The sequence below is a fragment of the Candidatus Spongiihabitans sp. genome (assembly GCF_965237845.1).
Lineage (GTDB): Bacteria > Pseudomonadota > Gammaproteobacteria > Arenicellales > Poriferihabitantaceae > Spongiihabitans.
In genome coordinates this window covers 2283840-2309401 of sequence record NZ_OZ250154.1, presented here as the reverse complement: position 1 = coordinate 2309401, position 25562 = coordinate 2283840, and the positions used below count along the sequence as shown (strand labels likewise).

The 25562-nt window shown below is 47.8% G+C and carries 23 protein-coding genes; 15 read left to right on the top strand and 8 right to left on the bottom strand.

Going from position 1 to position 25562, the window contains the following annotated elements:
• The first annotated feature begins 2 nt into the window (after positions 1–2).
• From hflC to ACPXXB_RS10950, 5 genes are all read left to right on the top strand, one after another.
• Positions 3–881 (top strand): protease modulator HflC, encoded by an 879-nt coding sequence (hflC, locus tag ACPXXB_RS10970; RefSeq protein ID WP_423907391.1) that lies wholly within the window; start codon positions 3–5, stop codon positions 879–881.
• A gap of 74 nt (positions 882–955) precedes the next feature.
• A complete protein-coding gene (locus ACPXXB_RS10965; protein ID WP_423907390.1) occupies positions 956–1144 on the top strand; it encodes a DUF2065 domain-containing protein in 189 nt (62 codons plus the stop codon).
• 35 nt (positions 1145–1179) lie between these two features.
• Positions 1180–2487 (top strand): adenylosuccinate synthase, encoded by a 1308-nt coding sequence (locus ACPXXB_RS10960; RefSeq protein WP_423907388.1) that lies wholly within the window; start codon positions 1180–1182, stop codon positions 2485–2487.
• Between the two features lie 50 nt (positions 2488–2537).
• A complete protein-coding gene (gene gabD, locus ACPXXB_RS10955; protein WP_423911142.1) occupies positions 2538–3992 on the top strand; it encodes an NADP-dependent succinate-semialdehyde dehydrogenase in 1455 nt (484 codons plus the stop codon).
• Positions 3993–4180: 188 nt separating this feature from the next.
• Positions 4181–4642 carry a LysM peptidoglycan-binding domain-containing protein gene (locus tag ACPXXB_RS10950; protein WP_423907387.1) on the top strand — a complete coding sequence of 154 codons (462 nt, stop codon included), beginning with the start codon at positions 4181–4183 and terminating at the stop codon, positions 4640–4642.
• A 215-nt stretch (positions 4643–4857) separates the two neighbouring features.
• On the opposite strand, the gene hisG is transcribed toward ACPXXB_RS10950, so the two are convergent.
• The 3 genes from hisG to ACPXXB_RS10935 form a co-directional block, all read right to left on the bottom strand.
• Positions 4858–5736, bottom strand: coding sequence for an ATP phosphoribosyltransferase (gene hisG / locus ACPXXB_RS10945; RefSeq protein WP_423907385.1), 879 nt, complete (start codon positions 5734–5736; stop codon positions 4858–4860).
• A 142-nt stretch (positions 5737–5878) separates the two neighbouring features.
• Positions 5879–7270 carry a Re/Si-specific NAD(P)(+) transhydrogenase subunit beta gene (pntB, locus tag ACPXXB_RS10940; protein ID WP_423911139.1) on the bottom strand — a complete coding sequence of 464 codons (1392 nt, stop codon included), beginning with the start codon at positions 7268–7270 and terminating at the stop codon, positions 5879–5881.
• 24 nt (positions 7271–7294) lie between these two features.
• Positions 7295–8863, bottom strand: a complete 1569-nt coding sequence (locus ACPXXB_RS10935; RefSeq protein WP_423907383.1) for a Re/Si-specific NAD(P)(+) transhydrogenase subunit alpha — start codon at positions 8861–8863, stop codon at positions 7295–7297.
• A 230-nt stretch (positions 8864–9093) separates the two neighbouring features.
• Here ACPXXB_RS10935 and rnr point away from each other — a divergent pair, with 230 nt between their 5' ends.
• Both rnr and rlmB read left to right on the top strand, forming a co-directional pair.
• Positions 9094–11493 (top strand): ribonuclease R, encoded by a 2400-nt coding sequence (rnr, locus tag ACPXXB_RS10930; protein WP_423907381.1) that lies wholly within the window; start codon positions 9094–9096, stop codon positions 11491–11493.
• 9 nt (positions 11494–11502) lie between these two features.
• Positions 11503–12267: a 23S rRNA (guanosine(2251)-2'-O)-methyltransferase RlmB gene (rlmB, locus tag ACPXXB_RS10925; protein ID WP_423907379.1), complete on the top strand. Its 765-nt coding sequence runs from the start codon at positions 11503–11505 to the stop codon at positions 12265–12267.
• A 66-nt stretch (positions 12268–12333) separates the two neighbouring features.
• Here rlmB and msrA read toward each other — a convergent pair whose 3' ends face one another.
• The gene (gene msrA / locus ACPXXB_RS10920; protein ID WP_423907377.1) at positions 12334–13509 is read right to left on the bottom strand and encodes a peptide-methionine (S)-S-oxide reductase MsrA; all 1176 of its coding nucleotides are present in this window, start codon (positions 13507–13509) and stop codon (positions 12334–12336) included.
• Between the two features lie 89 nt (positions 13510–13598).
• A complete protein-coding gene (locus tag ACPXXB_RS10915) occupies positions 13599–13976 on the bottom strand; it encodes an Mth938-like domain-containing protein (RefSeq protein ID WP_423907376.1) in 378 nt (125 codons plus the stop codon).
• 102 nt (positions 13977–14078) lie between these two features.
• Here ACPXXB_RS10915 and ACPXXB_RS10910 point away from each other — a divergent pair, with 102 nt between their 5' ends.
• The 5 genes from ACPXXB_RS10910 to ACPXXB_RS10890 all read left to right on the top strand — a co-directional run bounded on the left by ACPXXB_RS10910 (position 14079) and on the right by ACPXXB_RS10890 (position 19782).
• Complete coding sequence (locus ACPXXB_RS10910; RefSeq protein WP_423907374.1) at positions 14079–15389, top strand: homoserine dehydrogenase; 1311 nt, start codon at positions 14079–14081, stop codon at positions 15387–15389.
• 175 nt (positions 15390–15564) lie between these two features.
• The gene (recJ, locus tag ACPXXB_RS10905; RefSeq protein WP_423911136.1) at positions 15565–17319 is read left to right on the top strand and encodes a single-stranded-DNA-specific exonuclease RecJ; all 1755 of its coding nucleotides are present in this window, start codon (positions 15565–15567) and stop codon (positions 17317–17319) included.
• A 206-nt stretch (positions 17320–17525) separates the two neighbouring features.
• Entirely contained in the window at positions 17526–18101 is a 576-nt protein-coding gene (gene rpoE / locus ACPXXB_RS10900) for an RNA polymerase sigma factor RpoE (protein ID WP_423907372.1), read from the top strand.
• Positions 18102–18225: 124 nt separating this feature from the next.
• On the top strand, positions 18226–18783 hold the full coding sequence (locus ACPXXB_RS10895; protein WP_423907370.1) for a sigma-E factor negative regulatory protein: 558 nt from the start codon (positions 18226–18228) through the stop codon (positions 18781–18783).
• 30 nt (positions 18784–18813) lie between these two features.
• On the top strand, positions 18814–19782 hold the full coding sequence (locus ACPXXB_RS10890; protein ID WP_423907369.1) for a MucB/RseB C-terminal domain-containing protein: 969 nt from the start codon (positions 18814–18816) through the stop codon (positions 19780–19782).
• Here ACPXXB_RS10890 and ACPXXB_RS10885 read toward each other — a convergent pair.
• From ACPXXB_RS10885 to ACPXXB_RS10875, 3 genes are all read right to left on the bottom strand, one after another.
• Positions 19718–20122, bottom strand: coding sequence for a GNAT family N-acetyltransferase (locus tag ACPXXB_RS10885; RefSeq protein WP_423907367.1), 405 nt, complete (start codon positions 20120–20122; stop codon positions 19718–19720). The two genes, ACPXXB_RS10890 and ACPXXB_RS10885, sit on opposite strands and share 65 nt — an antisense overlap.
• A 120-nt stretch (positions 20123–20242) precedes the next feature.
• A complete protein-coding gene (locus ACPXXB_RS10880; protein ID WP_423907366.1) occupies positions 20243–20974 on the bottom strand; it encodes a GNAT family N-acetyltransferase in 732 nt (243 codons plus the stop codon).
• A 55-nt stretch (positions 20975–21029) separates the two neighbouring features.
• Complete coding sequence (locus ACPXXB_RS10875; RefSeq protein WP_423907364.1) at positions 21030–22229, bottom strand: trans-sulfuration enzyme family protein; 1200 nt, start codon at positions 22227–22229, stop codon at positions 21030–21032.
• 211 nt (positions 22230–22440) lie between these two features.
• Between ACPXXB_RS10875 and ACPXXB_RS10870 the strand changes: the two genes are divergently transcribed.
• The 3 genes from ACPXXB_RS10870 (at position 22441) to sucD (ending at position 25441) form a co-directional block, all read left to right on the top strand.
• Positions 22441–23256: a cyclase family protein gene (locus ACPXXB_RS10870; RefSeq protein WP_423907362.1), complete on the top strand. Its 816-nt coding sequence runs from the start codon at positions 22441–22443 to the stop codon at positions 23254–23256.
• A gap of 119 nt (positions 23257–23375) precedes the next feature.
• On the top strand, positions 23376–24569 hold the full coding sequence (sucC, locus tag ACPXXB_RS10865) for an ADP-forming succinate--CoA ligase subunit beta (protein WP_423907360.1): 1194 nt from the start codon (positions 23376–23378) through the stop codon (positions 24567–24569).
• Entirely contained in the window at positions 24569–25441 is an 873-nt protein-coding gene (sucD, locus tag ACPXXB_RS10860; RefSeq protein WP_423907358.1) for a succinate--CoA ligase subunit alpha, read from the top strand. Before sucC ends, sucD begins: the two co-directional genes overlap by 1 nt.
• The last annotated feature ends 121 nt before the right edge of the window (positions 25442–25562 follow it).

Genomic DNA, 25562 nt, shown 5'->3' with positions numbered 1-25562 from the left:
TCATGAACACTAAATCAACACTCATTCTTGTACTTGTCGCGATTGTTGGGGCAATCGTTTTTTCCTCGGCATACTTTGTCGATGAACGGGAAAAGGCCATCGTATTTAAATTTGGTGAAATTGTGCAATCCGATGTCGAACCTGGACTGCACTGGAAAATTCCATTTATTAACAATGTCCAGTACTTCGATTCCCGGGTGCAAACTATGGATGCTGACCCGGAGTTGTATTTAACTCGTGAAAAGAAAAATCTGGTTGTCGATTCTTTTGTGAAATGGAAAATCAGGGATGTGCACCAATACTACACCCGATTGAAAGGCCGAAAAGAAAATGCGCGCTCGCGCTTGTCACAACGCGTAAATGACAGCCTGCGTCAGGAGTTCGGCAGGCGTACCGTTCAAGAAGTGATATCCGGGGATAGAAAGCAAATTATGGAAGTGGTGCAAAAGGTTATGAATGAAGAAGCGGCAACTCTGGGAATAGAAATTATAGATGTGCGTTTAAAAAGAGTGGATCTGGATCCAGCCATTAGCGAAAGGGTATATCAACGTATGGCCGCAGAGCGGCAGCGGGTTGCAAAAGAGTTGCGCGCTCAAGGCGAAGAGGTGGCGGAAAAAATTCGAGCAGACGCTGATCGTCAACGGGAAATTTTGCTGGCCAATGCCGACCGAGACGCTCAAATTATCCGTGGCGAAGGCGATGCTAATGCAACTGCAGCTTACGCAGCCACATTTGGAAAAGATCATGAGTTTTATAATCTGTACCGAAGTCTTAATGCATACCGAGACAGCTTTGACAGCAAACAGGATTTGATAATAGTAGATCCCAGCTCAGCGTTTTTCAAATATTTTAAAAGTTCGGAAGCGGCTGCAACCAACTAGTTTTTGTTTGATTATTCGCCGTTCGATTCAAGGGTCTGCTTAAAAAATTTGCATTTAAAATTTAATGCAGGGCTTTGAACTGGGAAGACCTGCTGGCTGCGTTTGCCTTGTATTTGATTCTGGAAGGGCTCACCCCATTTTTCAGCCCGGCCGCATTTAAACGTATTATGCAAAACTTGATAACGGTGCCGGAATCCGCGCTCAGAAATATTGGATTGGGGAGCATGGTTGCGGGAATAGTTTTGTTGTATTTCGTGCGCTAAAAACATCTTTTACCTCAGAATAATTTTCTAAGGTTATGGCCAGAAACGTCGCCAGAAATGTTGTATTACTCGGCACTCAATGGGGTGATGAGGGCAAGGGCAAGATCGTCGATCTTTTAACCCGGCGCGCAGATGCCGTAGCCCGATTTCAGGGAGGACATAACGCTGGGCACACACTGGTAATCAACGGTCAGAAAACAGTATTGCACCTGATTCCATCGGGCGCCATGCGTACTGGTGTTGAATGTTTTATTGGCAATGGTGTGGTGGTGAATTTAGCTCACTTATTTAAAGAGCTAAAAGAACTTGAAGATAAACGAGTGGATATTCGGGATCGGTTGACGCTCAGTTATGGGTGTCCGATTATCATGCCTTATCATAGCGCCCTGGATTCGGCGTGGGAAAAAGCAAAAGGTAAAAAAGCCATCGGCACCACTGGCCGAGGTATTGGCCCTTGCTATGAAGATAAAATTGCCCGAAGGGGATTGCGGCTTGCTGATTTACGCCAACCCGACAAATTCGCCAGTAAATTGCAACAGGTGATGGAATATCATAATCATGCGCTGGCGAATTTTTTTAGTGCGGATACCGTCGATTATCAACAAACATTAGACCAATCCCTGGCGCAAGCGGAGCAAATCCAACCTATGCTGGGTGATGTTGCTACGCGGTTGTGTGAACTGCGAGCGCAGGGAAAATCGATATTGTTCGAAGGCGCTCAGGGTATGCTTCTTGACATCGATCATGGCACCTATCCTTATGTAACGTCTTCTAACACTACCGCCGCCGCCGCCGCCGTGGGCACTGGAATCGGCCCGCTTGATATTGATGTTGTTCTGGGCATTGTTAAAGCCTATACAACGCGGGTTGGCTCGGGCCCTTTTCCTACAGAATTGTTTGATGACACAGGCAAACACCTGAGTGAAAAGGGGTATGAGTTCGGTGCAACAACGGGTCGTCCGAGACGGTGTGGTTGGTTGGATATTGTGACATTACGCAGGGCTCGGCAAGTATGCGGGCTGACTTCGTTGTGCATAACCAAACTCGATGTGATGGATGGTCTTGAGGTTGTAAAAATATGCATCGGTTATCGTTACCACGGTGAAGTGGTTGATTTACCACCATATGGGGCCGATGCAATGGAACAATGCGAGCCGATATACGAAGCATTGCCGGGCTGGCAGAAACCCACCAAAGGCATTAAAGATTATCAACAAATGCCCGTTAATGCCAAAGCCTACCTTAATCGATTATCATCGCTTTTAGAGGTTCCCATTGATATTATCTCCACCGGCCCGGAAAGAGACGATACCATCATTGTTCGACATCCTTTTATGGACTAATCCGCTTATCGACAGGCTATATATTATCTTGAGATCAGAGCATGGCAACCATAAAACTTAATGATTCAAAATTATTCCGCCAGCAATGTTATATCAATGGCCGATGGCGCGATGCGAATAGCGGAGAACAAATAGATGTAACCAATCCTGCCGATGGGTCAGTTGTTGCCAAGGCGCCAAAAATGGGGGCTGATGAAACACGAGAGGCGATTGAACATGCAAAGATCGCACAGGTTAGTTGGAGGAAAACGCTGGCTAAGGAGCGCTCGGTTATTTTGCGGCGCTGGTGTGACTTGATGATGGAAAACCAGGACGACCTTGCAATGCTAATGACCATGGAACAGGGCAAGCCATTGGCGGAATCTCGCGGCGAGATCGGTTATTCCGCTTCATTTTTGGAGTGGTTTGCCGACGAAGGGCGTCGAATCAGCGGTGGCACGATACCTCAACACCAAGCGGATAAACGACTTATCGTCATCAAGCAACCGATCGGTGTTTGCGTTGCTATTACACCGTGGAATTTTCCGTCTGCAATGATTACCCGAAAAGTGGGGCCGGCTCTGGCCGCGGGTTGCGCTGTGGTGGTGAAACCGGCTACCCAAACGCCGCTGTCCGCTTTTGCATTGTGTGAGCTGGCGCAGCGCGCTGGGCTGCCGCCCGGACTGTTTAGTGTATTAACCGGCGCCGCCGACGCCATTGGCGGAGAGATGACTTCGAATCCTGCGGTACGCCATTTGAGTTTTACCGGCTCCACAGAAATTGGCCGGCTATTGATGAAACAATGTTCAGATTCGATCATCAAGGTGGCTTTGGAACTTGGCGGAAATGCCCCGTTTATTGTTTTCGATGATGCGGATTTGGAGGCTGCGGTACAAGGCGCGATTATTTCAAAATACAGAAACGCCGGGCAAACCTGTGTCTGTAGTAATCGTATTTATGTCCAGGATGGCGTTTACGATGAGTTTGCCAGAAAACTTTCCAGAGAGGTTGAGAAAATGAAAGTGGGCTCGGGCATCGATGAAGGTGTTGTTCAGGGACCATTGATTGATATGAATGCGGTGGAGAAAGTTGAACAACATATTGCGGATGCGGTAAGCCAGGGCGCGGAAATTACAGTAGGGGGCAAGCGTCATGAACTTGGCGGGACTTATTTCCAGCCAACTTTATTGATCAACGTAACCGCCAAAATGAAAGTGGCCAAGGAGGAAACTTTTGGTCCTCTAGCGCCGCTTTTCAGGTTTGCCGAGGAAGATGAAGTTATTAAAATGGCAAATGATACTGAATTTGGATTAGCGTCTTATTTTTATAGTAATGATCTTGCTCGGGTATGGCGAGTAGCTGAAGAATTGGAATACGGTATGGTGGGCATTAATACCGGTTTGATATCCACGGAAGTGGCTCCGTTTGGCGGGATCAAACAATCCGGGCTGGGAAGGGAAGGTTCCTCCTGCGGTATTGAAGAATATCTTGAAATGAAATATTTATGCATGGGCGGTATCGAATAAGTGGCGATTTATTCATTTGAGATTTTTTAGGGTAGTGATTAAACAAAAATTATCTGCATATATCGCTTGTAAAGAGCGGGCGTTGGGCGTTAAACTCTCCTTGAAGGGATGTTGGGGAGAAGCATGTATGACTGACAATGCTTTTCAGAGCATCACATATACATTAATGAAACTAGAGAAAATCTGGTATGCAAAACATCTATGAGAAAATAAATTCAGTGCTTAAACTAACCACGATTTTAGTTGCTGCAATCATGGTAACCGGCTGTATAAGCGCAAAAAGCAAACCAACAGCAGTTGCTGCCCCCGCGGCCCCAGCAGTTGCACAAGAAACAGTGGTTGTTGAACCTGCAGAGATGGTAGCTGACGAACTTACCCGTTGGACGGTGGTGGCAGGCAACAGCCTTTGGTCTATTGCGGGTATAGAAGAGGTTTACAATGTGCCTGAAAAGTGGCCGCTGATTTACAAAGCGAACCTTGACCAGGTTATTGACGCTGACCTAATCTATCCCGGACAAGTATTAGCAATACCGAGAGACGCGACGCAAAGTGAAACAGATGCGGCAATCAACCATGCCAGAACACGCGGCGCATGGGCGGTTGGACCTATCGAAGCTTCTGATAAAGAGTACCTGAAAAATCCAGGTTAGTTAATCCAGGTTAGTTCATTCTGGAGATAATTCGCTGGGCATGTTTTCATGTCCGGTCCCAAGGTCCTCGTCTCAGGCCCTTATCTCAGGTTTGGTGTCATAGTTAATCAGACGCACAAGTTGTTGGTCACATTCTGCGTTTTTACGTCTGATTTTTGTGGTTTGTAGTATTAAGTAGCGCTGGAGATAATGCTGTCAGTGTTGTGCCCGGATTATTAAAGCACCATTTTACGTAATTCGAATTCAAGGATTCCTTCCGCGCCCGCCGCTTTTAAAGTCGGTATAATTTTTCTGACTTCCTTCTTGCTCACAACAGTTTCAACCGCCAGCCAATCATCGCCATAAAGCTGATTAATGGTGGGGGCATGTAAACTCGGAAGTTGCTTAACCAATTCATCGATACGGCTGTTGGGGACGTTCATTTTTAACAGAACCTTTTCTCTGCCCATTAAGGCGCTTTTCAACAGCAAGGCGATTTGTTCAATTTTTTGCTTTTTCCATGAATCCTGTAACGCCGTTTTGTTTGCCACGAAAACAGTATGGGTTTCCAGTAAGTCGCAGACGATACGCAGGCCATGGGCTTTTATCGTGCTGCCGGTCTCGGTAATTTCGACCGCCGCATCGGCAAGACCTTCCACTACTTTCGCTTCAGTCGCACCCCAGGAAAATTCTACGATGGCGCTGATGTTTCGGTGTTCGAGATATTGTTTGGTGAAATTAACCAATTCAGTCGCAATCCTTTTACCTTCCAGATCTTCCACTGATTTGATCTCAGAGTTGTTTTTAACCACCAACACCCATCTGCATTTTTGATCAGATGCTTTGGAGTACACGAGATCGGCCACAACCGCAACCTCTGAGTTGGTTTCCACCAGCCAATCCTGGCCGGTCAAGCCGGCATCAAGCACGCCATTGGTAATGTAGTATCCCATTTCCTGGGAACGCACCAAGGAACAATTAATTTCCGGATCATCGATGGATGGAAAATAATTGCGTGATCGGGTATTAATCGACCAACCAGCCTGAGCAAACAGCGCTTTGGTGGCATCTTCGAGGCTGCCTTTGGGAATCCCCAGCTTAAGTATGTTTGACATTGTCTAATTGATAAAAATAGGGGCGGATTATAACTGAATTAAACTTCGACGAAATCCAGATCACTCACAGCAGATCAATCACAGAAAATCAACCACAGAAGCCGCCTCCATGATTTCGGATTTTGCAGCGCTACCCAAAACTTTAAAGCGCCCCAAGCACTTGTTCGATGCTTTCCTTAGCATCTCCAAATAACATTCTGGTATTTTCTTTATAGAATAATGGATTTTCAACCCCGGCATATCCGCTGGCCATACTGCGTTTTAAGACGACAACGTGATGTGCATTCCAAACTTCTATAATCGGCATTCCCGCGATAGGGCTATCCGGTGATTCTATGGCTGAGGGATTGACAATGTCGTTTGCTCCGATTACCAAGACAACATTTGTATCGGCCAGTTGTTTGTTGATTTGATCCATTTCAAAGACGATGTCATAGGGGATTTTGGCTTCTGCAAGCAATACATTCATATGCCCCGGCATTCGGCCCGCCACCGGATGAATGGCGAAGCTTACCTTGACTCCGCGTCCCTCCAGTTTCTTTGTTAATTCGGAAACTACATGTTGGGCATGAGCAACCGCCATGCCGTATCCCGGAACGATTACCAGTGAGTCGATGTTGCTCAATAATTCACCAGTCTCATGGGCATTGATCGCAACCACTTCGCCCTGAACTTCCTGTGCACCGCTGCCGCTGGAGCGGGTAGCGCCAAACCCGCCGATGATGACGCTCAAGAAATCTCGATTCATGGCCCGGCACATGATGTAACTGAGTATGGCGCCGCTTGAGCCGACCAGTGCGCCAGTGACAATTAGCAAATCATTGGAAAGCATAAATCCTGTTGCGGCAGCAGCCCAACCTGAGTAACTGTTTAACATCGATATCACTACCGGCATGTCCGCACCACCAATGGCCATGACCATGTGTATGCCAAATAGACATGCGAGCAGGGTCATAATCAGTAACCGGCTTAGTCCGGCATCGATTTCATCGGCGCGAACAAATTCAAACCCCAAATAGATACAGGCGACCAGAATGAGTAAGTTAATCCAATGTCGAGCGGGCAACATTAACGATTTGCTGCCAATTATTCCTTTTAACTTTCCGAACGCAATGACCGAGCCTGTGAATGTTACTGCGCCAATCAGCACCCCTAAATAAATTTCGATATCATGGATAGTTTTGGCAACACCGGTGTAGTGAACATTGGTATCCAAGTAAGTTGAAAACCCAACAAGCACCGCTGCCAGCCCAACGAAACTGTGCAAAATCGCGACCAGTTCCGGCATCGATGTCATTTGTACTCGCGCAGCCAAAATTCCCCCAATGACTGCGCCTGCCGCCATTGCTGCGGCGATTACCCCGTAACTCTGTGCCACATTGCCCCATAACGTCGCGGCGATTGCCAGACCCATTCCGGCCATGCCATAAAGATTGCCACGTTGCGAGCTTTCCTGACTGCTTAATCCCCCCAGACTAAGGATAAAGAAAATACTGGCAACGATGTATGCTCCAAGGGTAATGCCACTGGCCATGCCGATGCTCATTATCGCGCCTGATTATTTTTTAAACATGTTTAACATGCGTTGAGTGACCAAAAACCCCCCGGCAATATTTATAGAGGCAATGACTACCGCTGCCATTGCCAACATCGATCCAATCGGCGATGAAGAGCCGATTTGCAAAAGCGCGCCAATAACAATGATGCCGCTTATCGCATTGGTCACACTCATCAAAGGCGTATGTAATGCCGAGGTAACATTCCAGACTACCTGCCATCCTACAAAACATGCCAAAACAAAAACAGTAAAGTGATTCATAAATGCTTGGGGAGCCACCGCACCAACGCCAAGAATTGCCAATGCCCCCATTGCAACGCCGACCAACGTCTTAAAAGCCCGGTTTCTTGCTGAGGGTGTTTCCGCAATGGCAGGCGCTTTTTTATCGCCCATATGATCGCTTGCGCGACCGGTTGCGACGCTCAGCACTGGAGCTGGAGGCGGCCAGGTAATCTCTCCGTTATGCACGACCGTTGTTCCTCTGATAACGTCGTCGTCCATATTGATATTCACGACACCGTTTTTTTCAGGCGTTAGATCGCTGAGTAAGTGCCGGATATTTGCGGCATACAATTGGCTCGACTGTGTCGCCATTCGACTGAGCAAATCGGTGTAGCCAATAATGCTGACTCCATTTTGTTTGACCACACCCCCCGGTTCAGTGCACTCACAGTTTCCTCCCTGCTCCGCGGCGAGATCGACGATCACACTTCCTTGCTTCATGGAGTCCACCATACCCTTTGTTATTAATTTCGGGGCAGGTTTACCGGGGATCAATGCGGTAGTAATAATGATGTCAACTTCCCGTGCCTGCTCTGCAAACAGCGCCATTTCGGCTGCAATGAATTCATCGCTCATTACCTTGCCGTAACCGCCTTTGCCAGCGCCTTCTTCCTTGAAGTCGAGTTCAAGAAATTCAGCATTCATGCTTTCAATTTGCTCTTTGACTTCCAGGCGAGTATCAAATGCGCGCACTATCGCGCCGAGATTCACCGCCGTACCGATCGCGGCCAAACCCGCTACGCCAGCGCCAATCACCATAACTTTCGCCGGGGGAATCTTCCCGGCCGCGGTGATTTGGCCGGTGAAGAATCGGCCGAAGTGCTGCCCCGCTTCGATTACCGCGCGGTAGCCCGAAATATGTGACATCGAAGACAAGGCATCCATTTTCTGCGCTCTGGATATTCTTGGAACCGAATCCATGGCCAGGACGGTTGCCTTTGACTGTTCAAGTTGTCGCATCAAAACCGTATTTTGGCCCGGCCAAATAAAGCTGATTAAAGTCTTGTTTGAGGTAAGCCAGTCGGCTTCATGAATGCCAAGCAGTTGATGTTGTTCCGGTGGGCGGACTTTGCAAATTAAATCTGCCTGTTTCCATAGTTCAGGTGTATCATCAACGATTGAAGATCCGGCGGCTTGGTACTCTCTATTCAGGTGCCCCGAAGCTAATCCAGCATCTTTTTCGACTAGAACGTCATAGCCGAGTTTAATTATTTTTTGGGTTTCTTCTGGCGTACAGGCAACCCGACACTCATCGACGTGAATTTCTTTTGGGATGCCTATTTTCATCTTGTTTTATGATTAGTCTCGATTAGTAAAGTTATTTTCTGTTGGAAAATTGGTTTGAGCTTAAAGTGCAGACTGCTGACACACTTCCGGGTTAACCCAAGAATTATATATTAGTTACTCTTACTGCCAGATATATTTTTTAGTGAATAGCATTTAATTATGGTGTTTAATTATGCCTCATATCAACATGTTTGATGGTGCCAGATGTCTCCTGCAGGAATAAAAAAGGAATGAAAGAAAAAGCAGCTCAGGATTCCACTAAATCGGGTTACAGATCAGCAGACTCCAGCGGAGCGCCTGTTGCTTCGAGATTGCAGATACTTGAATATCTTTCCCACAGAAACCAGCCTGCTGCGCTTCAGCCTATTTGTGAACACTTCGATATTTTAAGTCAGGAAGGGGTCAATGCCCTGTCGGGACGGTTAAACAGAATGAGTAAAAATGGGTATCTATTGATTGATCGCAAAAAACGATACGGTCTGCCCGAAAAAATGGATATTGTGGTTGGAAGGGTGGTCGGGCACGCAAAAGGGTTCGGGTTTGTCATTCCTGACCAAGGACCAGACCAAGGCGGTGGCGACCTGTATTTGCATCACAATCAAATGCGAAAAGTATTGCATGGTGATCGAGTGTTGGCGAAAACCAAACGTATTGACAATCGCGGACGAAAAGAGGGGGTGATTGTCGAGGTATTAATGGAGCGGGACCGTGAAATTGTCGGGCATTTTCATTTACAAGGCGGCATTGGATTCGTAGAGCCCGATGACCTGCGCTTTGCGCGAGATATCAGTATTCCTGATAATCGCTTCAATGGCGCAAAAAATGGAGATATTGTGGTCGCTCGAATACGCAAGCATCCGATCGAGCATCAGCATGCCGTTGGAGAGATTATCGAAGTTGTGGGTCGAGATTTAGCTCCGGGCATGGAAATCGAGATCGCGTTGCGAAAACACGAAATACCCCATAGCTGGCCCCGAGCAGTGGATGAGCAACTGGATGCCATGGGTGATTTATTCAAGGATAATGTAAGCGGGGCGAGTCCTGAATCGAACAGAAAGGATATTCGAGATTTACCGCTGGTTACTATCGATGGCAGTGACGCACAGGATTTCGACGATGCGGTTTACTGTGAGCCGCTCACTTCGGGACGGCGGCTGGCAGGATGGCGGCTGGTCGTTGCCATTGCCGATGTGAGTCACTATGTCAAGGCAGACAGTGCGTTGGATAGTGAAGCCTATGCGCGTGGCAATTCGGTGTATTTTCCAAATCGGGTGGTGCCGATGTTGCCGGAAAATCTGTCCAATGGTATTTGTTCCCTTAAGCCTGATGAAGATCGATACTGCATGGTTTGCGATATGCAAATAGCCAATAATGGTGCAGTGAGGCATTTTCAGTTTTATCCCGGATTGATGCGCTCACAGGCCAGATTAACCTATGAACGGGTAAATGCGATTGTTGTTGAAAAAGATCGAAATCAGCGGCGGGCATGGGCATCGATGACCCCACATCTTGATCATCTCTATCAAATGAGTCTGTGTCTTCGGAAAAAACGTGATATTCGAGGCGCCGTTGAGTTTGAATTTCCAGAACCCTACATCGAATTCGATGATAAAAAACGGATTAGCCGGATATCTGTCCGGCAAAGAAATGATGCGCATCGATTGATAGAAGAATGTATGTTGGCAGCCAATGTATGTGCCGCAGAGTTTTTACAAGCCCATGAAGGCGACAATGCAATTTATCGCAACCATGAAGGCCCGGAAATTGATGCGCTGCATAATTTGCGAAAGTTTCTTGGCGGGTTGGGGTTGACCCTGGACGGAGGCGACCGACCCAAAACCAGGGATTATTCCAAACTGGTAGCCAGTGTGGCCCACCGAGGTGATATTGCGGGGGTGGTGCAAGCCGTCTTGTTACGCAGTTTGAGTCAAGCTGTGTATAGCACAGACCAAATCGGTCATTTTGCACTGGCCTTTCCGATTTATTGCCACTTCACTTCCCCCATTCGCCGATATTGCGACTTGGTAGTTCACCGACAAATTAGCCAGGTTTTAAGCCGGGTTTTAAATAAGGGTAAAGCCCGGAAGATTGGACCAGCCGGAATCAGCATCAGTCAAATTGGTGAACATTGTTCGTTTACCGAGCGCAGGGCAGACGATGCCACCCGAGATGTGATTTCCTGGCTGAAGGCGGAATTTATGCAGGAAAAAGTTGGACAGGAATTTGAGGGAATAATTTCCGGGGTAAAAGAGTTCGGAATATTCGTTCAGTTAAACGAAATATTCGTGGACGGTTTGGTGCATGTTACCGGCCTGGGAAATGATTATTACCATTTTGATCCCGCTCGATATCAATTGTTGGGTGAGCGTAGTGGTCGGCGTTTTCGTCTTGGAGACCAGGTAAGAATCCGTGTGGCACGGGTTGATCTCGATGAAGCAAAAATTGATTTCGATTTAATTTCGCACACCGCATCCCTGGATAGCAATGCGATACAAGGCAAGAGTCAGAATAAAAAATCATCGGGTAGAACCGCTAGGCAGGCCCGAAATAAAAAGATTGGCAAAAAAAGTCCCGCGGATTCGGATAATAAGCACAATACCAAAAATACAATTGCACGGGGTCGCAAATAAGGCATGGCAATGAAACGTCATCATCAACGATCAAATATTGCGTACGGTTTTCATGCCGTGGAGGCCATCGTGAAACGCAATCGAGAGAAAGTGGTGGAGGTGATTATCGACCGGCAGAGAACCGACCAACGAACAAAAAATATTGTGGCCCTGCTGGAGAAATCGAAAGTTTCATTTCGATTTTCTAATCATGAAGAATCAAAAATTACCAGTGATGGGGTAAATAATCAAGGAATTGTCGCCATTTTGAAAGATCGGTCACCGGCTAAAGGCGAAAAACTGGAAATTATATTGCATGGGTTGACTCAGGGACTGGTGTTGGTGCTTGATCATATTCAGGATCCCCATAATCTGGGAGCCTGTTTAAGATCGGCTGAATGTGCCGGGGTTGATGCCGTTATCATGCCTCGAGAGGGCGCCAGCCCAGTTAATGATACTGTTCGAAAGGTAGCGTCAGGGGCGGTTGAAAACGTTAACATTGTTTATGTTGCTAATGTGGCTCAAACCCTGAAAAAACTTCAGCAGTTGGAATACTGGATAATCGGGGCGGCCGATCAGGGAAATATGACGCTGTATGATTGCGATTTCACCGGCAACATCGCCATAGTCATGGGTGCGGAAGGCAAGGGGCTTCGTAGATTAACCACAGAGCACTGCGATTATCTGGCCAGGATTCCAATGCTTGGCGCGGTATCCAGCCTGAATGTATCTGTTGCGACCGGCGTTTTTTTATTTGAAGCTATGCGGCAACAGCAACGCGAATCCAACTTTTAAGTGCAACAGTCAAGGTTGTATTTGACAAGGCTGTATTTGAATGAATCATAGTCTCCTTTGAGCTTGTTATTCCGAGAATAACGCCAGGTAGTCGGCGTAGCCCTGGTCTTCCATTTTTTCTTTCTTGACAAATTTCAGTGCGGCAGAATTGATGCAGTAGCGTAGGCCGGTAGGCGCCGGCCCATCATTGAAAATGTGCCCCAGATGGGAGCCGCCATACTTGCTTTTGATTTCTGTTCTTGGTCGCAGCAACTTGTAATCTACGTTTTCTACAATAAAGCTCTTATCAATCGGCTGCCAGAAGCTCGGCCAACCAGTGCCAGATCGAAATTTAGAAGTGGACGAGAAAAGGGGTTCACCGGAAACAACATCGACATATATTCCGTGTTCTTTGTTATTCCAGTATTCGTTCTGAAAAGGGGGTTCCGTGGATTCGAGCTGAGTGACTGCGTACTGCATTTTTGAAAGCATCGTTTTGAGAGCTTCATCGTCAGGTTTTTTATACATTTCATATGCGGGATGCGTTTCGGAGGGTTGACTAACCGCAGAAGTTTTTTCGCCGTATTTCAGATGTAGCTGGTCGCCCCAAATTTTTTCAAGATATTGATCACGACCAGAGCCGTGACGGTAAACCTTATATCGCAAGGGGCTTTTCTTGTAATAATCCTGATGGTAATCTTCGGCATCGTAAAACTTGTCGAATGGTACGATTTCTATAGATATCGGCTTGCTATAGCGCTGGGTTGCTTCCAATTCATCGCGTGCCTTTATCGCAATTTCTTTTTCCATCTCATTGTGATAGAAAATCGCAGGTCGGTATTCGCTTCCCCGATCGACAAATTGGCCGTCGGCATCGGTGGGATCGATATCTTTCCAGAATTGGTGCAGCAACGCTTCGTAAGACACCACTTTCGGGTCGTAGAAAATTTGTACGGATTCAGTATGCCCGGTGTTTCCGCCTCCGACTTCACGGTAGGTTGGGTTGTCCGTATGACCGCCGCTATAGCCGGATACCGCCTCACTAACGCCCTCCAGTTTTTCAAATGTAGACTCAATGCACCAAAAACAGCCGCCAGCAAAGGTCGCTACTGCCAACCCCGAGTGATCGGTGTTTTTTTCTGTAGTGCTGCTATCCGGTTCGGTTATGACCTGGGCGGTGATGGATTCAGATTGACTAGTCGCCAATTTGATCAATGCCAGCGCAGCAACCACGAAAGCGAGTACGATAAAAATTCGTTTCATAATGTATAAGTGTGTGGATTTAATTTGCAATATAGAACACATTTACAACCGAGAGTTCAATTTAATGCGCTAATGGAGTCTGGATCGTTTTAGAGCATCAATCCCGCAACGACGCTACGCCCATCGCTGATGAGAATATTGTAGGTTCGGCAAGCGGCTGCGGTGTCCATTACCTCCATACCAATGCCTTTCTCCATCAATGCCTGGGTAATCACCGGGTCAGGGAAAACCATAGTGTTTCCGGTTCCAAGAATCAGGACTTCGGCGCCAAGATTTGCAAAATGCACAAAATCCTCATTTTTCAAATCAGAAACCTGAGATATTGGCCACATTTCCAGTTTTTCCGATGTTAAAATCATGCTCTCTTGGTAAAGTGTATCGCCAATCCTGATTTGATACCTATGCCCGCTTTTTTCACAGGAGCGGATTATTTGAAATTGATCGGGATTGTTAAGCAGAAGTTTCATTCTAAAATTGGCCTAAAATTTGGACTGAGGGATAAAAAATTAAAGCCACAGTTTACCAACTATTCAATTTAATTCTCCCGCAAGGGGATACTTAAAATAATTGTGAAAGCAGTAAATATCGGCCTGATTGGTTTAGGCACAGTCGGTAGCGGCACGTTATCAGTACTGCAACGAAACGCCGAAGAGATCACCCGACGAGCGGGGCGGCAAATCCACGTAATCGCGGCAGCAGTGCAAGATATCTCAAAGCCACGTGCGGTTGACACATCCGCGCTGCACTTGACCCGGGATCCATTTGAGATTGTCAATCATCCCGATATTGAAATTGTAGTTGAACTTGTCGGCGGGGACAACATGCCTCTGGAAGCGGTGATGACCGCATTAGACAACGGCAAACACATAGTGACCGCGAACAAAGCGTTAATTGCGCTACACGGCAATGACATTTTTGAAAAGGCTCAGAACAAGGGATTGGTAGTGGCTTTTGAAGCCGCAGTGGCGGGCGGTATTCCGATAATAAAATCCATTCGCGAGGGATTGTCGGCAAACCGTATTGAATGGCTTGCGGGCATCATCAACGGCACCTCCAATTACATTCTGACCCAAATGGAAGAGAGCGGTCGGGACTTCAATGATGTTTTAGCTGAAGCGCAAGCATTGGGGTATGCAGAAGCTGATCCTTCATTCGATATTGACGGCACTGATGCGGCCCACAAACTGACCATCCTGGCATCCATCGCATTCGGGATATCCCTGCAATTTGAAAATGTCTATAGGGAGGGCATTACGGAAATTAGCAGCGAAGATATTACCCATGCTCGGGAGCTGGGTTATCGTATCAAGCATCTGGGTATCGCCAGAAAAACGGATAACGGCGTGGAATTGCGCGTGCATCCGACCCTGATACCGCAAAAACGGCTTATCGCCAATGTCGATGGCGTGATGAATGCGATATTGGTTCAATCCGATGCTGTCGGCCCTACATTATATTACGGTGCTGGCGCAGGCTCAGAACCCACTGCATCTGCGGTAGTTGCTGATCTGATAGATGTTGTACGAACGATCACGACAGACCCGGGCAACCGGGTACCGCATTTGGCGTTTCACCCGGATGCGATAATTGATTTGCCCATATTGCCGATGGATGAGATTGAAACGGCGTATTACTTGCGTATGAGCGTAATCAATCAGCCTGGGGTGATGGCATCCATCGCCATGATATTTGGCGACAGCGATATCAGTATTGACACAATTTTACAAAAAGGCAGTGGCCAGCCAAATGAAAATGTAACCATAATCATGCTCACCCAAAATACCCGGGAGCGCAATCTGGTGAAAGCGCTCAAGCAGGTTGAAAGCCTGAATACGGTGAATGGCAGGGTTATGCGAGTCCGAATTGAACAGTTATCCTGACCTGTTATTCCATGAATGTGCGTGTTACCTTTACTCGATAATTTGATTCATAAGCCCTGTATTATTCCCTATACTTTCACGAAAGCACCTAGTTATTTAAATGGATTGGCAGGGTATGAGAAAGATTTGCCGCCGGCAGTTCGATTCCAAGCTAGCCGATTCTAAACAAGAAACCATGCCAGTCGATGAGGCCGACGCTATGTTGTCGCCCTTGCTGAAGCGAATATTCGAAAACCGAAATCTAACCGATCCAGCCGAGTTGACCTATCCACTGGCAAGGATGCTGCCGCCGGATACGTTAAAAAATGGTGACCTGGCAGCGGAATTGCTGTTCTCGGCGTTAAAAAGCCAACAGAGTATTTTAATCATTGGCGACTACGATACCGATGGCGCGACCGCTACGGCACTGGGGTTGATTTGCCTCACAGCAATGGGAGCGGACAATATCAATTACCTTGTGCCCAATCGGTTTGAATTTGGCTACGGCTTATCGCCGGAAATTGCAGAAGTCGCGGTGCAAAAAATGCCTGATCTGGTTATTACGGTGGACAATGGAATTAATAGTGTGCAAGGGGTTTCGGTGCTAAAACAAAGGAACATCTCGGTCATAATCACGGATCATCACCTGGCCGGCCCAATACTCCCCGAGGCCGATGCAATATTAAATCCAAACCAACCCGGCTGCGGTTTTTCGAGCAAAATGCTTGCCGGGGTTGGTGTGATGTTCTATTTGCTTTTGTTGTTGCGCGCAAAATTAAAAGCGGCTAACTGGTTTGAAGACATGAATTTAACCTGCCCCAATCTGGCCGAGTATCTGGATTTGGTGGCGTTGGGTACGGTTGCTGATGTGGTGCCATTGGACTACAACAATAGAATATTGGTTGCTCAGGGTGTCGCCCGAATCAAGGCCGGGAGAGGCCGGCCGGGAATCCTCGCTTTGATGGAAGTTGGCGCGAGGGACTATCGCAATATTGTTTCCTCAGACCTTGGATTCGTTATCGCGCCGAGATTGAATGCGGCCGGCCGACTGGATGACATGTCCATAGGCATTGAATGTTTGTTGACCAATGATAGCGTAAGGGCTCGGGAATATGCTCAGATGCTCAACGAAATTAATCTTGAACGTCGAGCGATTGAGCAAAAGATGCAATCCCAGGCGATGAAGATAGTTCGAGGTATTGTTAATTCCGCCAAGCAAAATGAAGCCAAGCAGAATAAATCTAAGCAAAACAAAAATGAAAACGGATCAAACTTGAATGGATTTTGTCTGTACGAACCCGATTGGCATCAGGGGATAACCGGATTAGTTGCCTCCAGGGTAAAAGACAAAACCGATCAACCGGTGATTGCATTCGCGCATACCCTAAATAACAAACTGTCTGGCTCGGCCCGGTCAATTTCCGGATTGCATATAAAAGATGTGCTGGAAAATATTTCATCCGAATATCCTGAACTCATCGTGAAATTTGGCGGCCATGCGATGGCGGCGGGATTGACCATTGACGCTGCAGATTTTGATGCATTCAAGGTTATCTTCCACAACCACGTAGCCGGTCACTTCGATAGCGCGGGCGCAACGAGTGTTATCCATACCGACGGCGATTTGTCTGAAAATGAAATCACCTTGGATAATGCCGAGCAATTGCGCGTGGCGGCGCCTTGGGGGCAGGGGTTTCCCGCGCCGCTGTTTGATGGCGTATTTATAGTAACGGCGCAAAAAGTGGTAGGGAAACATCACCTTCGTTTTACATTGCAACCACCTGATGGGACTTGCCGCTTTGAAGGAATCGCATTCAGGGCAATCGAGCCGGGACAGCCGATACCGCAATTAGAGCGAATACACGCCGTGTATCAGTTAGACGTTAACGAATTTAGAGGCAGGCGATCATTGCAGTTGATTATTGAGCATTTTCAGCCAACATCGGCGTAGTTTTGACCATGGCAAACTATTATTTTCAGGAAACTTGTACCTGGACACCGCCGTTTTCCAAATGAAATATTTGAACAAAATCAAACAGGAATCCAACCTAGCTATTTTGGATGTTGTTGCTCCGATAACGCCAGGATGGCATTATTCATAACTTCCACAATATTAAAATCCCCGACGCTCTGAACTAGCCTGACACTTTGAATCAGATGGACCAAGACGAAAACGACATTGTGCTGGTAGAGCGCGTTCAAAATGGCGATAAGCAGGCGTTTAACCTGTTAGTCCAAAAATATCAGTTTCGAATTAAACATTTAGTCAGTCGGTTTGTAAAAGATTCGTATGAACAAGAAGATATCGTTCAGGAGTCATTTATCAGGGCGTACCGGGCAATATCACGGTTTCGTGGTGATAGCGCGTTTTATACCTGGCTCTATCGAATTGCCGTGAATACCTCTAAAAATTATTTGGTGGCCATGGGTAGGCGGCCACCGGCTCAGGATGTGATTGCAGATGAGATGGTACACACCCGTGGCGCCGAACGGTTGGTAGAGTCAAATTCGCCGGAACAAATTGCACAAAATGACCAGTTGGTAGAGGCGATTAAGCAATCAATAAGCGCACTGCCCGAAGAGCTTAAACAGGCGATCCAGCTCAGGGAGTTTGATGGTTTAAGCTATGAAGATATCGCGGTTGCGATGAATTGTCCAATTGGAACGGTGCGCTCACGAATTTTCAGGGCCAGGGAAGCGATTGAACAAGCGATAGCCGATTTGGTGGAATAATTAACATACTTCGCACCCCTAAAAAATTATCACGAAAAGATTAAAAAACGCGCTTTTTTGTGAACTATCATTAATATTTTAACACTAAACCCATAGCAAATTAATACCCTGTCGGAAACCAACAATGAATGAAAAAATCTCACAACTAATAGACCAGGAGCTGAGCCCGGAGCAGCGGAATGCGCTACTTGAATGGCTCATAAACAATGACGCGAGCAACAATGACACAGCAAGGAAGTCCTGGAAGCGCTATCACTTGATTGGCAATGTGATTCGCGATGAGGTGTCCAGTACGGGCAAGGATTTATCCGCGCTGGTTCGGGATAAACTGGAAAAAGAACCGACCGTGTTAGCGCCGTTAAGTATCAAGAAACCGGTTTCCAATGACAGAAAAAATGAGAGAAAACATGAGAGCAAAGATGTTTGGAAGTCGATTGGATTATTTGCGATTGCGGCATCGTTGGCCGTTGTTGCTGTGGTGACTTTAACGCCGGTGAAATTCGATGGCATAGCGGGTCAATTAACCGCAAGCGGCAAAGCATTTAACTCAAGTCAGGCGACCCAATTTTCCCATGAGTTTGATGAAATGCTGGTTGGGCATGCAGAGTTTACCGCTTCGCCCGGAATGAATGGCTTGATTGCCTATGCCAAGTTAGTCAGCGCCGAGCAACTACAACAATAATTACAATTTGGTATCCGGCTGATTAAAATAATGGCTACTTCATCTATTACTCCAAGGTTAATTACATTTCTGCTGATTGCATTGCTATCCGAAAATGTTGCGGCAGATGCGACTGACTGGTTGATGAAAATTAATTCAGCCGCTGCCGAGGTGAATTTTGCCGGCACATTCGTTTATATCCATGATGGAGAAATTGAAGCGATGGAAGTTGCCCGCCGCGTTAAAGATGGAATGATGCAAGAGCGTCTGTATTCACTGAACGGCGCGCCGCGGGAAGTGATTCGAGGGATGGACAAGGTTTGGTGTTATATTCCTGACCAAAATGTCGTAGTGTACGATTATCGACAGATATCCCAGAGCGGGTTTCCGAAAATACTTCCTGGTGATTTTGAACAACTGAAACGTAACTATCACTTTGTGGAAGGTTCTGGTGGCCGAATTGCCGATCGCCCGGCACACCAAATTAATGTCATACCCAACGATGCCTACCGCTATGGATACAGTCTTTGGGCGGATAAGGCCACGGGATTGTTATTGAGGTCAGATTTAATCAATCAACAGGATGAGATTTTAGAACAGTATTTATTTATCGATGTCGAAATTGGAGGCGATATTACCGATGAGCAGCTAGTCGCGGTGAGCGACCAGGATGAACTTCAGTTGTTCGGAAACAATACGCCAATTACGGCTTCGGTAGATTCTTCTGATTGGCTGCTCACGCAAATGCCCGACGGTTATACATTGAGTAAACATATTCGAAGAATGTCGCCCATGAATGCCGGGGAAGTTGAGCATCTGGTGTACACCGATGGGTTATCTTCGGTGTCCGTTTTCATCAAGGAAATACGCGAAGGGCAAAGCAAAATGAGCGGTTTAAGTCGAATGGGCGCGGTACACGCCTACCGCAAAACCTTAAATAATCACAGAATCACGGTTATGGGCGAGGTGCCCGCCGAAACTGTGGAATATCTTGCTCTGGGCGTGGAATATTCCAACTAGATTTCCATCTCGTATGTATTCCACATCGTCTTAACGGATAGTTTGTCGTACAAGCTGCGGGCGCGGTAATCCATCGAATTTTTGGCCAGCCTTTTTGTTTTGCATGGTTGTTCAGCGCTTTAAATAATGCTTCACCTATATTGTTGCCACGCGCCTGCGGAGCAACGAACAGGTCATCAAGGAAGCCGATATCGGCGCCGCGCAATGGACTTGGCATACGCCGTACATGGGCCAGTCCGCAGGGTTTGGATTGTCCTTTGATGAAGGCCAGAAATCCTTCGACCTCATGATCTTTATCCAAAATCCAGTGCCATAAATTTCCGAGAATCTCTTCATTCATCGGCACTTTATAGAATTCCGCATACCCTCGGTATAAGTTGCACCAATCGTCATGGTTTTCAGGTTGCGTTGGTTTTACGATTATCTGAATTGAATTGGTCATATTCTAAATTCCGGTTGTCTATTGGAGTGCCGCCAAGGCATCTCTGGTCAAAGCAGATAAAGCAATTTTTTGCTGGGCCTGATCATCAAAATTATCCGCACAGAGCCATTGCTGGAAAGCTTTTTCGATTACCGGCCACTCTCGGTCGAGCAGGGAATACCACGCAGAATCCCGGTTTCGGCCTTTCACAACCAGCATCTGTCGAAATGTGCCTTCATAAGTGAAACCAAGGCGTTTGGCTGCATTGCAGGATTCTTTGTTTAAGGCATTACATTTCCATTCATAACGTCGGTATCCCATATCAAATGCATTCTTCATCATTAAATACATTGCCTCTGTGGCAGCAATGGTACTCTGGCATTGTGGGGAATAGTTGATGTGCCCAACTTCAATCGAGCCCTGGATCGGTTTGATTCTCAGGTAACTGGCCACACCGATCGCCTGCTTGGTAACATTATCCACAACGGCATAAAATTTGGGGTCGCCGTTAAAGCAGGTTGTATTCATCCAATCGCGATAGCTGCCGATGTTGTCAAAGGGTCCGTAGGGCAGATATACCCATACACGATTTTCCAGATCCTGTTTATAAGCGTTGAATAGCTGATCGCTGTGGCGTTCCAGGTTTAATGGTTCGCAACAACAATACTTGCCCTGTAGAACATTATCGTTCGGTGTTTGAGCGCAGTCCCAATCTTTTACGTCAAAGCCAATGGCCAAGCCAAGCTCATTGGTTTGGTTTTCAGGTTGCACTATTTATGGAAGTCGCAAAATTATCTCAGGATAAATTAAAGAACCGAGGGATGAATCAAAGCACATTGTCGAGATCGGCGATCAGGTCTTCTGCATCCTCCAGCCCAACCGAGCATCGGAATAACCCTTCGCCCGCACTCGATTTGTACTTTTCCAGTTCCGCGCCTTCCAGTCGATAGGATGATTCGATCAGGTCTTTAGTATCCATAAGAAAAATCAAACTGCGATGATGACCAACAGAGACTGCGTAGTGAATGACTTTCAGTTGTTTCATCATCTTCTCGGCAACCGTGGCAGGATTTTTCACTTTGAAAGACAGTATGCCTGAATAGTTGTCCATTTGTTTTTTCGCAACATCATGCTGCGGATGGGACGAGTGGCCCGGATACAAAACGTGTTCAACCCGAGCGTCCTGATGCAGGAAGTTCGCGATTGCCATAGCGTTTTCCTGATGCGCGCGCATACGCAGCGGTAGCGTCGCCGCGCCTCTCATAATAAGCCAGGCGTTGAACGGGCTGAGGGTGCCGCCGTAGTGCAACACCCCTGATTCTCTTAATCGGCTTACAAGCGCCACGCTACCCAGCACCGCGCCGCCCAATGCATCGCCATGCCCACCGATATACTTGGTGAGGGAATGCACCACCAGATCAGCGCCCAATTCCAGCGGGCGCGTCGCTATCGGGCTGGCAAACGTGGAATCGACCACCAGCAGCGCATTATGCGCATGAGCGATTTCCGCAACTTTTGCGATATCTATAATATGAAGCAACGGATTCGAGGGCGTTTCAATCCATATCATTCGCGTTTTTGGCAGCATCGCTTGTTCGATCAGTTTCAACTCGGTGGTATCCACCGGACTGACATCAATGCCTTTTTTGGGTAGCTGGTCTCTTGCGATTTCCGCTGTGCCTGGATAATTGGTATTGCTCATTATCAGGTGATCGCCGCTGTTTAATTGGCTGAACAAAATTGCCGAGGACGCCGCCATACCGGAAGCAAAAGCAAGGCATTGATCGGCATGTTCCAGCAGCGCCAGTTTGATTTCCAGTTGGCGGGTGGTGGGATTCGACCAGCGCGTATACATGTACGGCGTGTTTTCGTCGACGTTGGTTACGGAAAAACTGATCGGCTCATCAACCACGAATGTGCTGGACATCACAATATTGGGCGCAGTCGCACCGGTTTTCTGGTCGGGGGACTCGCCGCCATGTATCGCGGTGGTTTGAATGCCTGTTGATGTTGATTTTTTATTCATGGCGGTTTTTACAGAGTGACAGAAATACACTAAATCCAGAGTGCATGGAAGTAAATTGTATAGAAAAAAGTATAGATGGGGTGATAAATATGCAGTTTGCCGTATTCATAACAAAGGATTTATAGCCCGGATTTACAACAAAACGTGACTTTGCAACGTCGTTTCAAGTTATCATTGAATGTAATCGTGGCAACAAACAGGAGAAAGTCAAATGAAACATCCAATCAATTTGTCGAAGTCGCTGGCGCTTGGCATGGCCCGGGCAATGGCATTGGCAATGGCGTTGGCAATGGTACTCAGTGCCGCCACTGCCCAAGCGATAAGCCCCATTCAACCGTTCACGGCCAGCAAGACAATCGACCTGACCCAGCCAATGCACGATGATATGGTTTTCTGGCCCGGCGGGGTGCCGTTCAAGAAAGAGCGGTTGGTGGACTACGACACTGGCGGCTACCAGTTGCACAAGTTCATCATGGGCGAGAATACCGGCACCCATGTCGATGCCCCGTTGCACTTCATCAAAGGCAATAAACCGATCGATCAGCTGGCGCTTGAGCATCTGATTCTTCCGATTGTCGTGCTCGACGCGCAACATGCGGTCGCTAAGAATAACGACTATGAACTGACCCCGGCGGATATTAAAAACTGGGAGGCGGAGCACGGCAAAGTGCCAGCCAATTCGCTGTTTGTCATGAACACTGGCTGGCACAAGCGCTTCGACAGTCCGCAAAAATATATCAATATGGACGGCGATAATGTGATGCGTTTTCCCGGCTTCTCGGTTGCCGCCGCCAAGTTGTTGGTGCGGGATGTGGCGGGGATTGGCATCGATACATTGAGCATCGACCACGGGTCTTCCAAAACCTTTGCCGCGCATGTGGTGATGCTTGCCGCCAACAAATACCAAGTGGAGAATATGGCGTCGCTTGATGCGCTGCCGGCGACCGGTGCTACCGCCGTCATCGGCGTGCTGCCGGTGCGCGGCGGCTCCCAAGCGCAGGCGCGAATCTTTGCATTGTTGCCATAGCGCGCCATAAGGCTGTTTCAGCGCCCCATAAGGGGGAGCATAACTGAATAATAAAGCCGGGCGGCGCATGGCTTTGTTTGATATATTATGCCCAACCCTAAAAAGATGAAAAAACAATCATGAACATCCATGAATCTCAGGCCAAGTCATTGTTGGCACAATATGGCGTCACGGTACCGAAGGGTAAGGTGGCATTTAATGTGGACCAAGCGATGGCGGCGGCTAGGGATTTGGGCGGTCCGGTATGGGTGGTCAAGGCGCAGATTCATGCCGGTGGAAGAGGCAAGGGCGGCGGGGTCAAAGTGGTGGACTCGCTGGAAAAAGTGGAACAGGCTGCCAGCGATATTCTGGGGATGCAGTTGGTTACTCACCAGACCGGACCCGCGGGCAAGGAAGTCAAGCGCATTTATATCGAGGACGGTTGCGATATTGTGCGCGAGCTTTATTTGGGCATGCTGGTTGACCGCGCCAGCAGCCGTGTAACGGTGATTGCTTCTACCGAAGGCGGCATGGAAATTGAGGAAGTCGCCGCCAGCACTCCGGAAAAAATCATCAAGGTGGCCATAGACCCGGCCATTGGTCTGCAGCCTTTCCATGCTCGAAAACTGGCTTTTGGACTTGGGCTCACGGGCAATCAGGTGCGCTCGGCGGTTGCCTTTCTCAGTGCCATGTACAAGGCGTTCACTGAGTTGGATGCGAGTATGGTTGAAATTAATCCATTGGTGGTGACCGGAGACGGTGAATTACTGGCACTGGATGCGAAGATGAATTTTGACAGCAACGGATTATTTCGCCATCCGCAAGTAGAGGAATTGCGCGATCTGGATGAGGAAGACCCGGCCGAAATGGAGGCCAGCGAACATGAGTTGAACTACATCAAACTGGATGGTTCGATTGGCTGCATGGTCAATGGCGCCGGCTTGGCCATGGCGACCATGGATATTATCGAGTTATACGGCAGCTCGCCGGCGAATTTTCTCGATGTCGGCGGCGGCGCCACCGCCGAGCGGGTAACCGTGGCATTCAAGATAATTTTGTCCGACCCCAATGTTAAAGGCATACTGGTCAACATATTCGGCGGTATTATGCGTTGTGATGTTATCGCTGAAGGGATCGTGGTTGCGGCAAAGGAAGTGGTGCTCAATGTGCCGCTGGTGGTGCGGCTGGAGGGCACCAATGTCGAACAGGGAAAAGCCATTCTGGCGGATTCCGGTCTGCCGATAGTGTCGGCGGATAATCTTGGGGATGCCGCCGAAAAGGTGGTAAAAATCGTCAAATCCGGCAAATCTATTTTTGGCGGGGAGGCCGCATAATGTCCGTACTAATAGATAAAAACACACGATTACTCTGTCAGGGTTTCACCGGCGCCACGGCCACGTTTCACAGCCAACAGGCAATCGAATATGGCACTAATCTGGTCGGCGGAGTCACCCCTGGAAAAGGCGGCCAAACGCACCTTGATTTACCCGTATTCGACACGGTCACGGAAGCGGTCGAAAAAACCGGCGCCAATGCCTCGGTGATTTATGTGCCGCCGCCATTTGCCGCCGATGCTATCCTCGAAGCCATTGATGCCGAAATCCCGCTGGTGGTGTGCATAACCGAAGGCGTGCCGGTGATGGATATGATCAAGGTGAAAAGAATGTTGGAAAATTCGGCGACCCGCCTGATCGGGCCAAATTGCCCAGGGGTAATCACCCCAGGAGAATGCAAAATCGGAATCATGCCCGGCCATATACATATGAAGGGGTCGGTGGGTATTGTTTCCCGCTCGGGCACCTTGACTTACGAGGCAGTGGCGCAAACGACGGCGGAAGCAATCGGGCAAAGCACCTGCATCGGCATTGGCGGCGATCCGATAAACGGCACGAATTTCATCGACTGTTTGGAGATGTTTCTGGCCGACCCAGCGACCGAATCAATGGTCATGATTGGAGAGATTGGCGGCAGCGCCGAAGAAGAGGCTGCGGAATTTATTAGCCGTAACAAAGTGAAGAAACCCACCTGTGGTTTCATCGCCGGATTAACCGCACCACCGGGCCGACGAATGGGTCACGCCGGCGCGATCATCGCCGGTGGCAAAGGCAGTGCCGAAGACAAGATCGAAGCCTTCAAACAAGCCGGTATCGCAGTGGCAGATTCGCCGGCATCGCTGGGCAGCACCTTGAAAAAAGCGCTCGGTTAATTTATTTGTATTTGGTTGTAAGTGTGTTAACAAGGCATTTTTCCGTGATTTTACTGAATTTTGTTAATATTTACAATTTAATTTACAAATTAACTTTATTTTACATAAGTTATATGTTAAC

What these genes read in the sequence shown, in the direction of transcription:
- ACPXXB_RS10950 (WP_423907387.1), top strand. Translation starts at nt 4,181, where the DNA reads ATGCAAAACATCTATGAGAAAATAAATTCAGTGCTTAAACTAACCACG.
- ACPXXB_RS10935 (WP_423907383.1), bottom strand. Translation starts at nt 8,863, where the DNA reads ATGAAAATAGGCATCCCAAAAGAAATTCACGTCGATGAGTGTCGGGTT.
- ACPXXB_RS10885 (WP_423907367.1), bottom strand. Translation starts at nt 20,122, where the DNA reads ATGAATGAAGAGATTCTCGGAAATTTATGGCACTGGATTTTGGATAAA.
- sucC (WP_423907360.1), top strand. Translation starts at nt 23,376, where the DNA reads ATGAACATCCATGAATCTCAGGCCAAGTCATTGTTGGCACAATATGGC.
- rpoE (WP_423907372.1), top strand. Translation starts at nt 17,526, where the DNA reads ATGGACCAAGACGAAAACGACATTGTGCTGGTAGAGCGCGTTCAAAAT.
- ACPXXB_RS10870 (WP_423907362.1), top strand. Translation starts at nt 22,441, where the DNA reads ATGAAACATCCAATCAATTTGTCGAAGTCGCTGGCGCTTGGCATGGCC.
- ACPXXB_RS10915 (WP_423907376.1), bottom strand. Translation starts at nt 13,976, where the DNA reads ATGAAACTTCTGCTTAACAATCCCGATCAATTTCAAATAATCCGCTCC.
- recJ (WP_423911136.1), top strand. Translation starts at nt 15,565, where the DNA reads ATGCCAGTCGATGAGGCCGACGCTATGTTGTCGCCCTTGCTGAAGCGA.
- ACPXXB_RS10875 (WP_423907364.1), bottom strand. Translation starts at nt 22,229, where the DNA reads ATGAATAAAAAATCAACATCAACAGGCATTCAAACCACCGCGATACAT.
- hflC (WP_423907391.1), top strand. Translation starts at nt 3, where the DNA reads ATGAACACTAAATCAACACTCATTCTTGTACTTGTCGCGATTGTTGGG.
- ACPXXB_RS10895 (WP_423907370.1), top strand. Translation starts at nt 18,226, where the DNA reads ATGAATGAAAAAATCTCACAACTAATAGACCAGGAGCTGAGCCCGGAG.
- msrA (WP_423907377.1), bottom strand. Translation starts at nt 13,509, where the DNA reads ATGAAACGAATTTTTATCGTACTCGCTTTCGTGGTTGCTGCGCTGGCA.
- pntB (WP_423911139.1), bottom strand. Translation starts at nt 7,270, where the DNA reads ATGGCCAGTGGCATTACCCTTGGAGCATACATCGTTGCCAGTATTTTC.
- ACPXXB_RS10890 (WP_423907369.1), top strand. Translation starts at nt 18,814, where the DNA reads ATGGCTACTTCATCTATTACTCCAAGGTTAATTACATTTCTGCTGATT.
- rlmB (WP_423907379.1), top strand. Translation starts at nt 11,503, where the DNA reads ATGAAACGTCATCATCAACGATCAAATATTGCGTACGGTTTTCATGCC.
- ACPXXB_RS10960 (WP_423907388.1), top strand. Translation starts at nt 1,180, where the DNA reads ATGGCCAGAAACGTCGCCAGAAATGTTGTATTACTCGGCACTCAATGG.
- rnr (WP_423907381.1), top strand. Translation starts at nt 9,094, where the DNA reads ATGAAAGAAAAAGCAGCTCAGGATTCCACTAAATCGGGTTACAGATCA.
- hisG (WP_423907385.1), bottom strand. Translation starts at nt 5,736, where the DNA reads ATGTCAAACATACTTAAGCTGGGGATTCCCAAAGGCAGCCTCGAAGAT.
- sucD (WP_423907358.1), top strand. Translation starts at nt 24,569, where the DNA reads ATGTCCGTACTAATAGATAAAAACACACGATTACTCTGTCAGGGTTTC.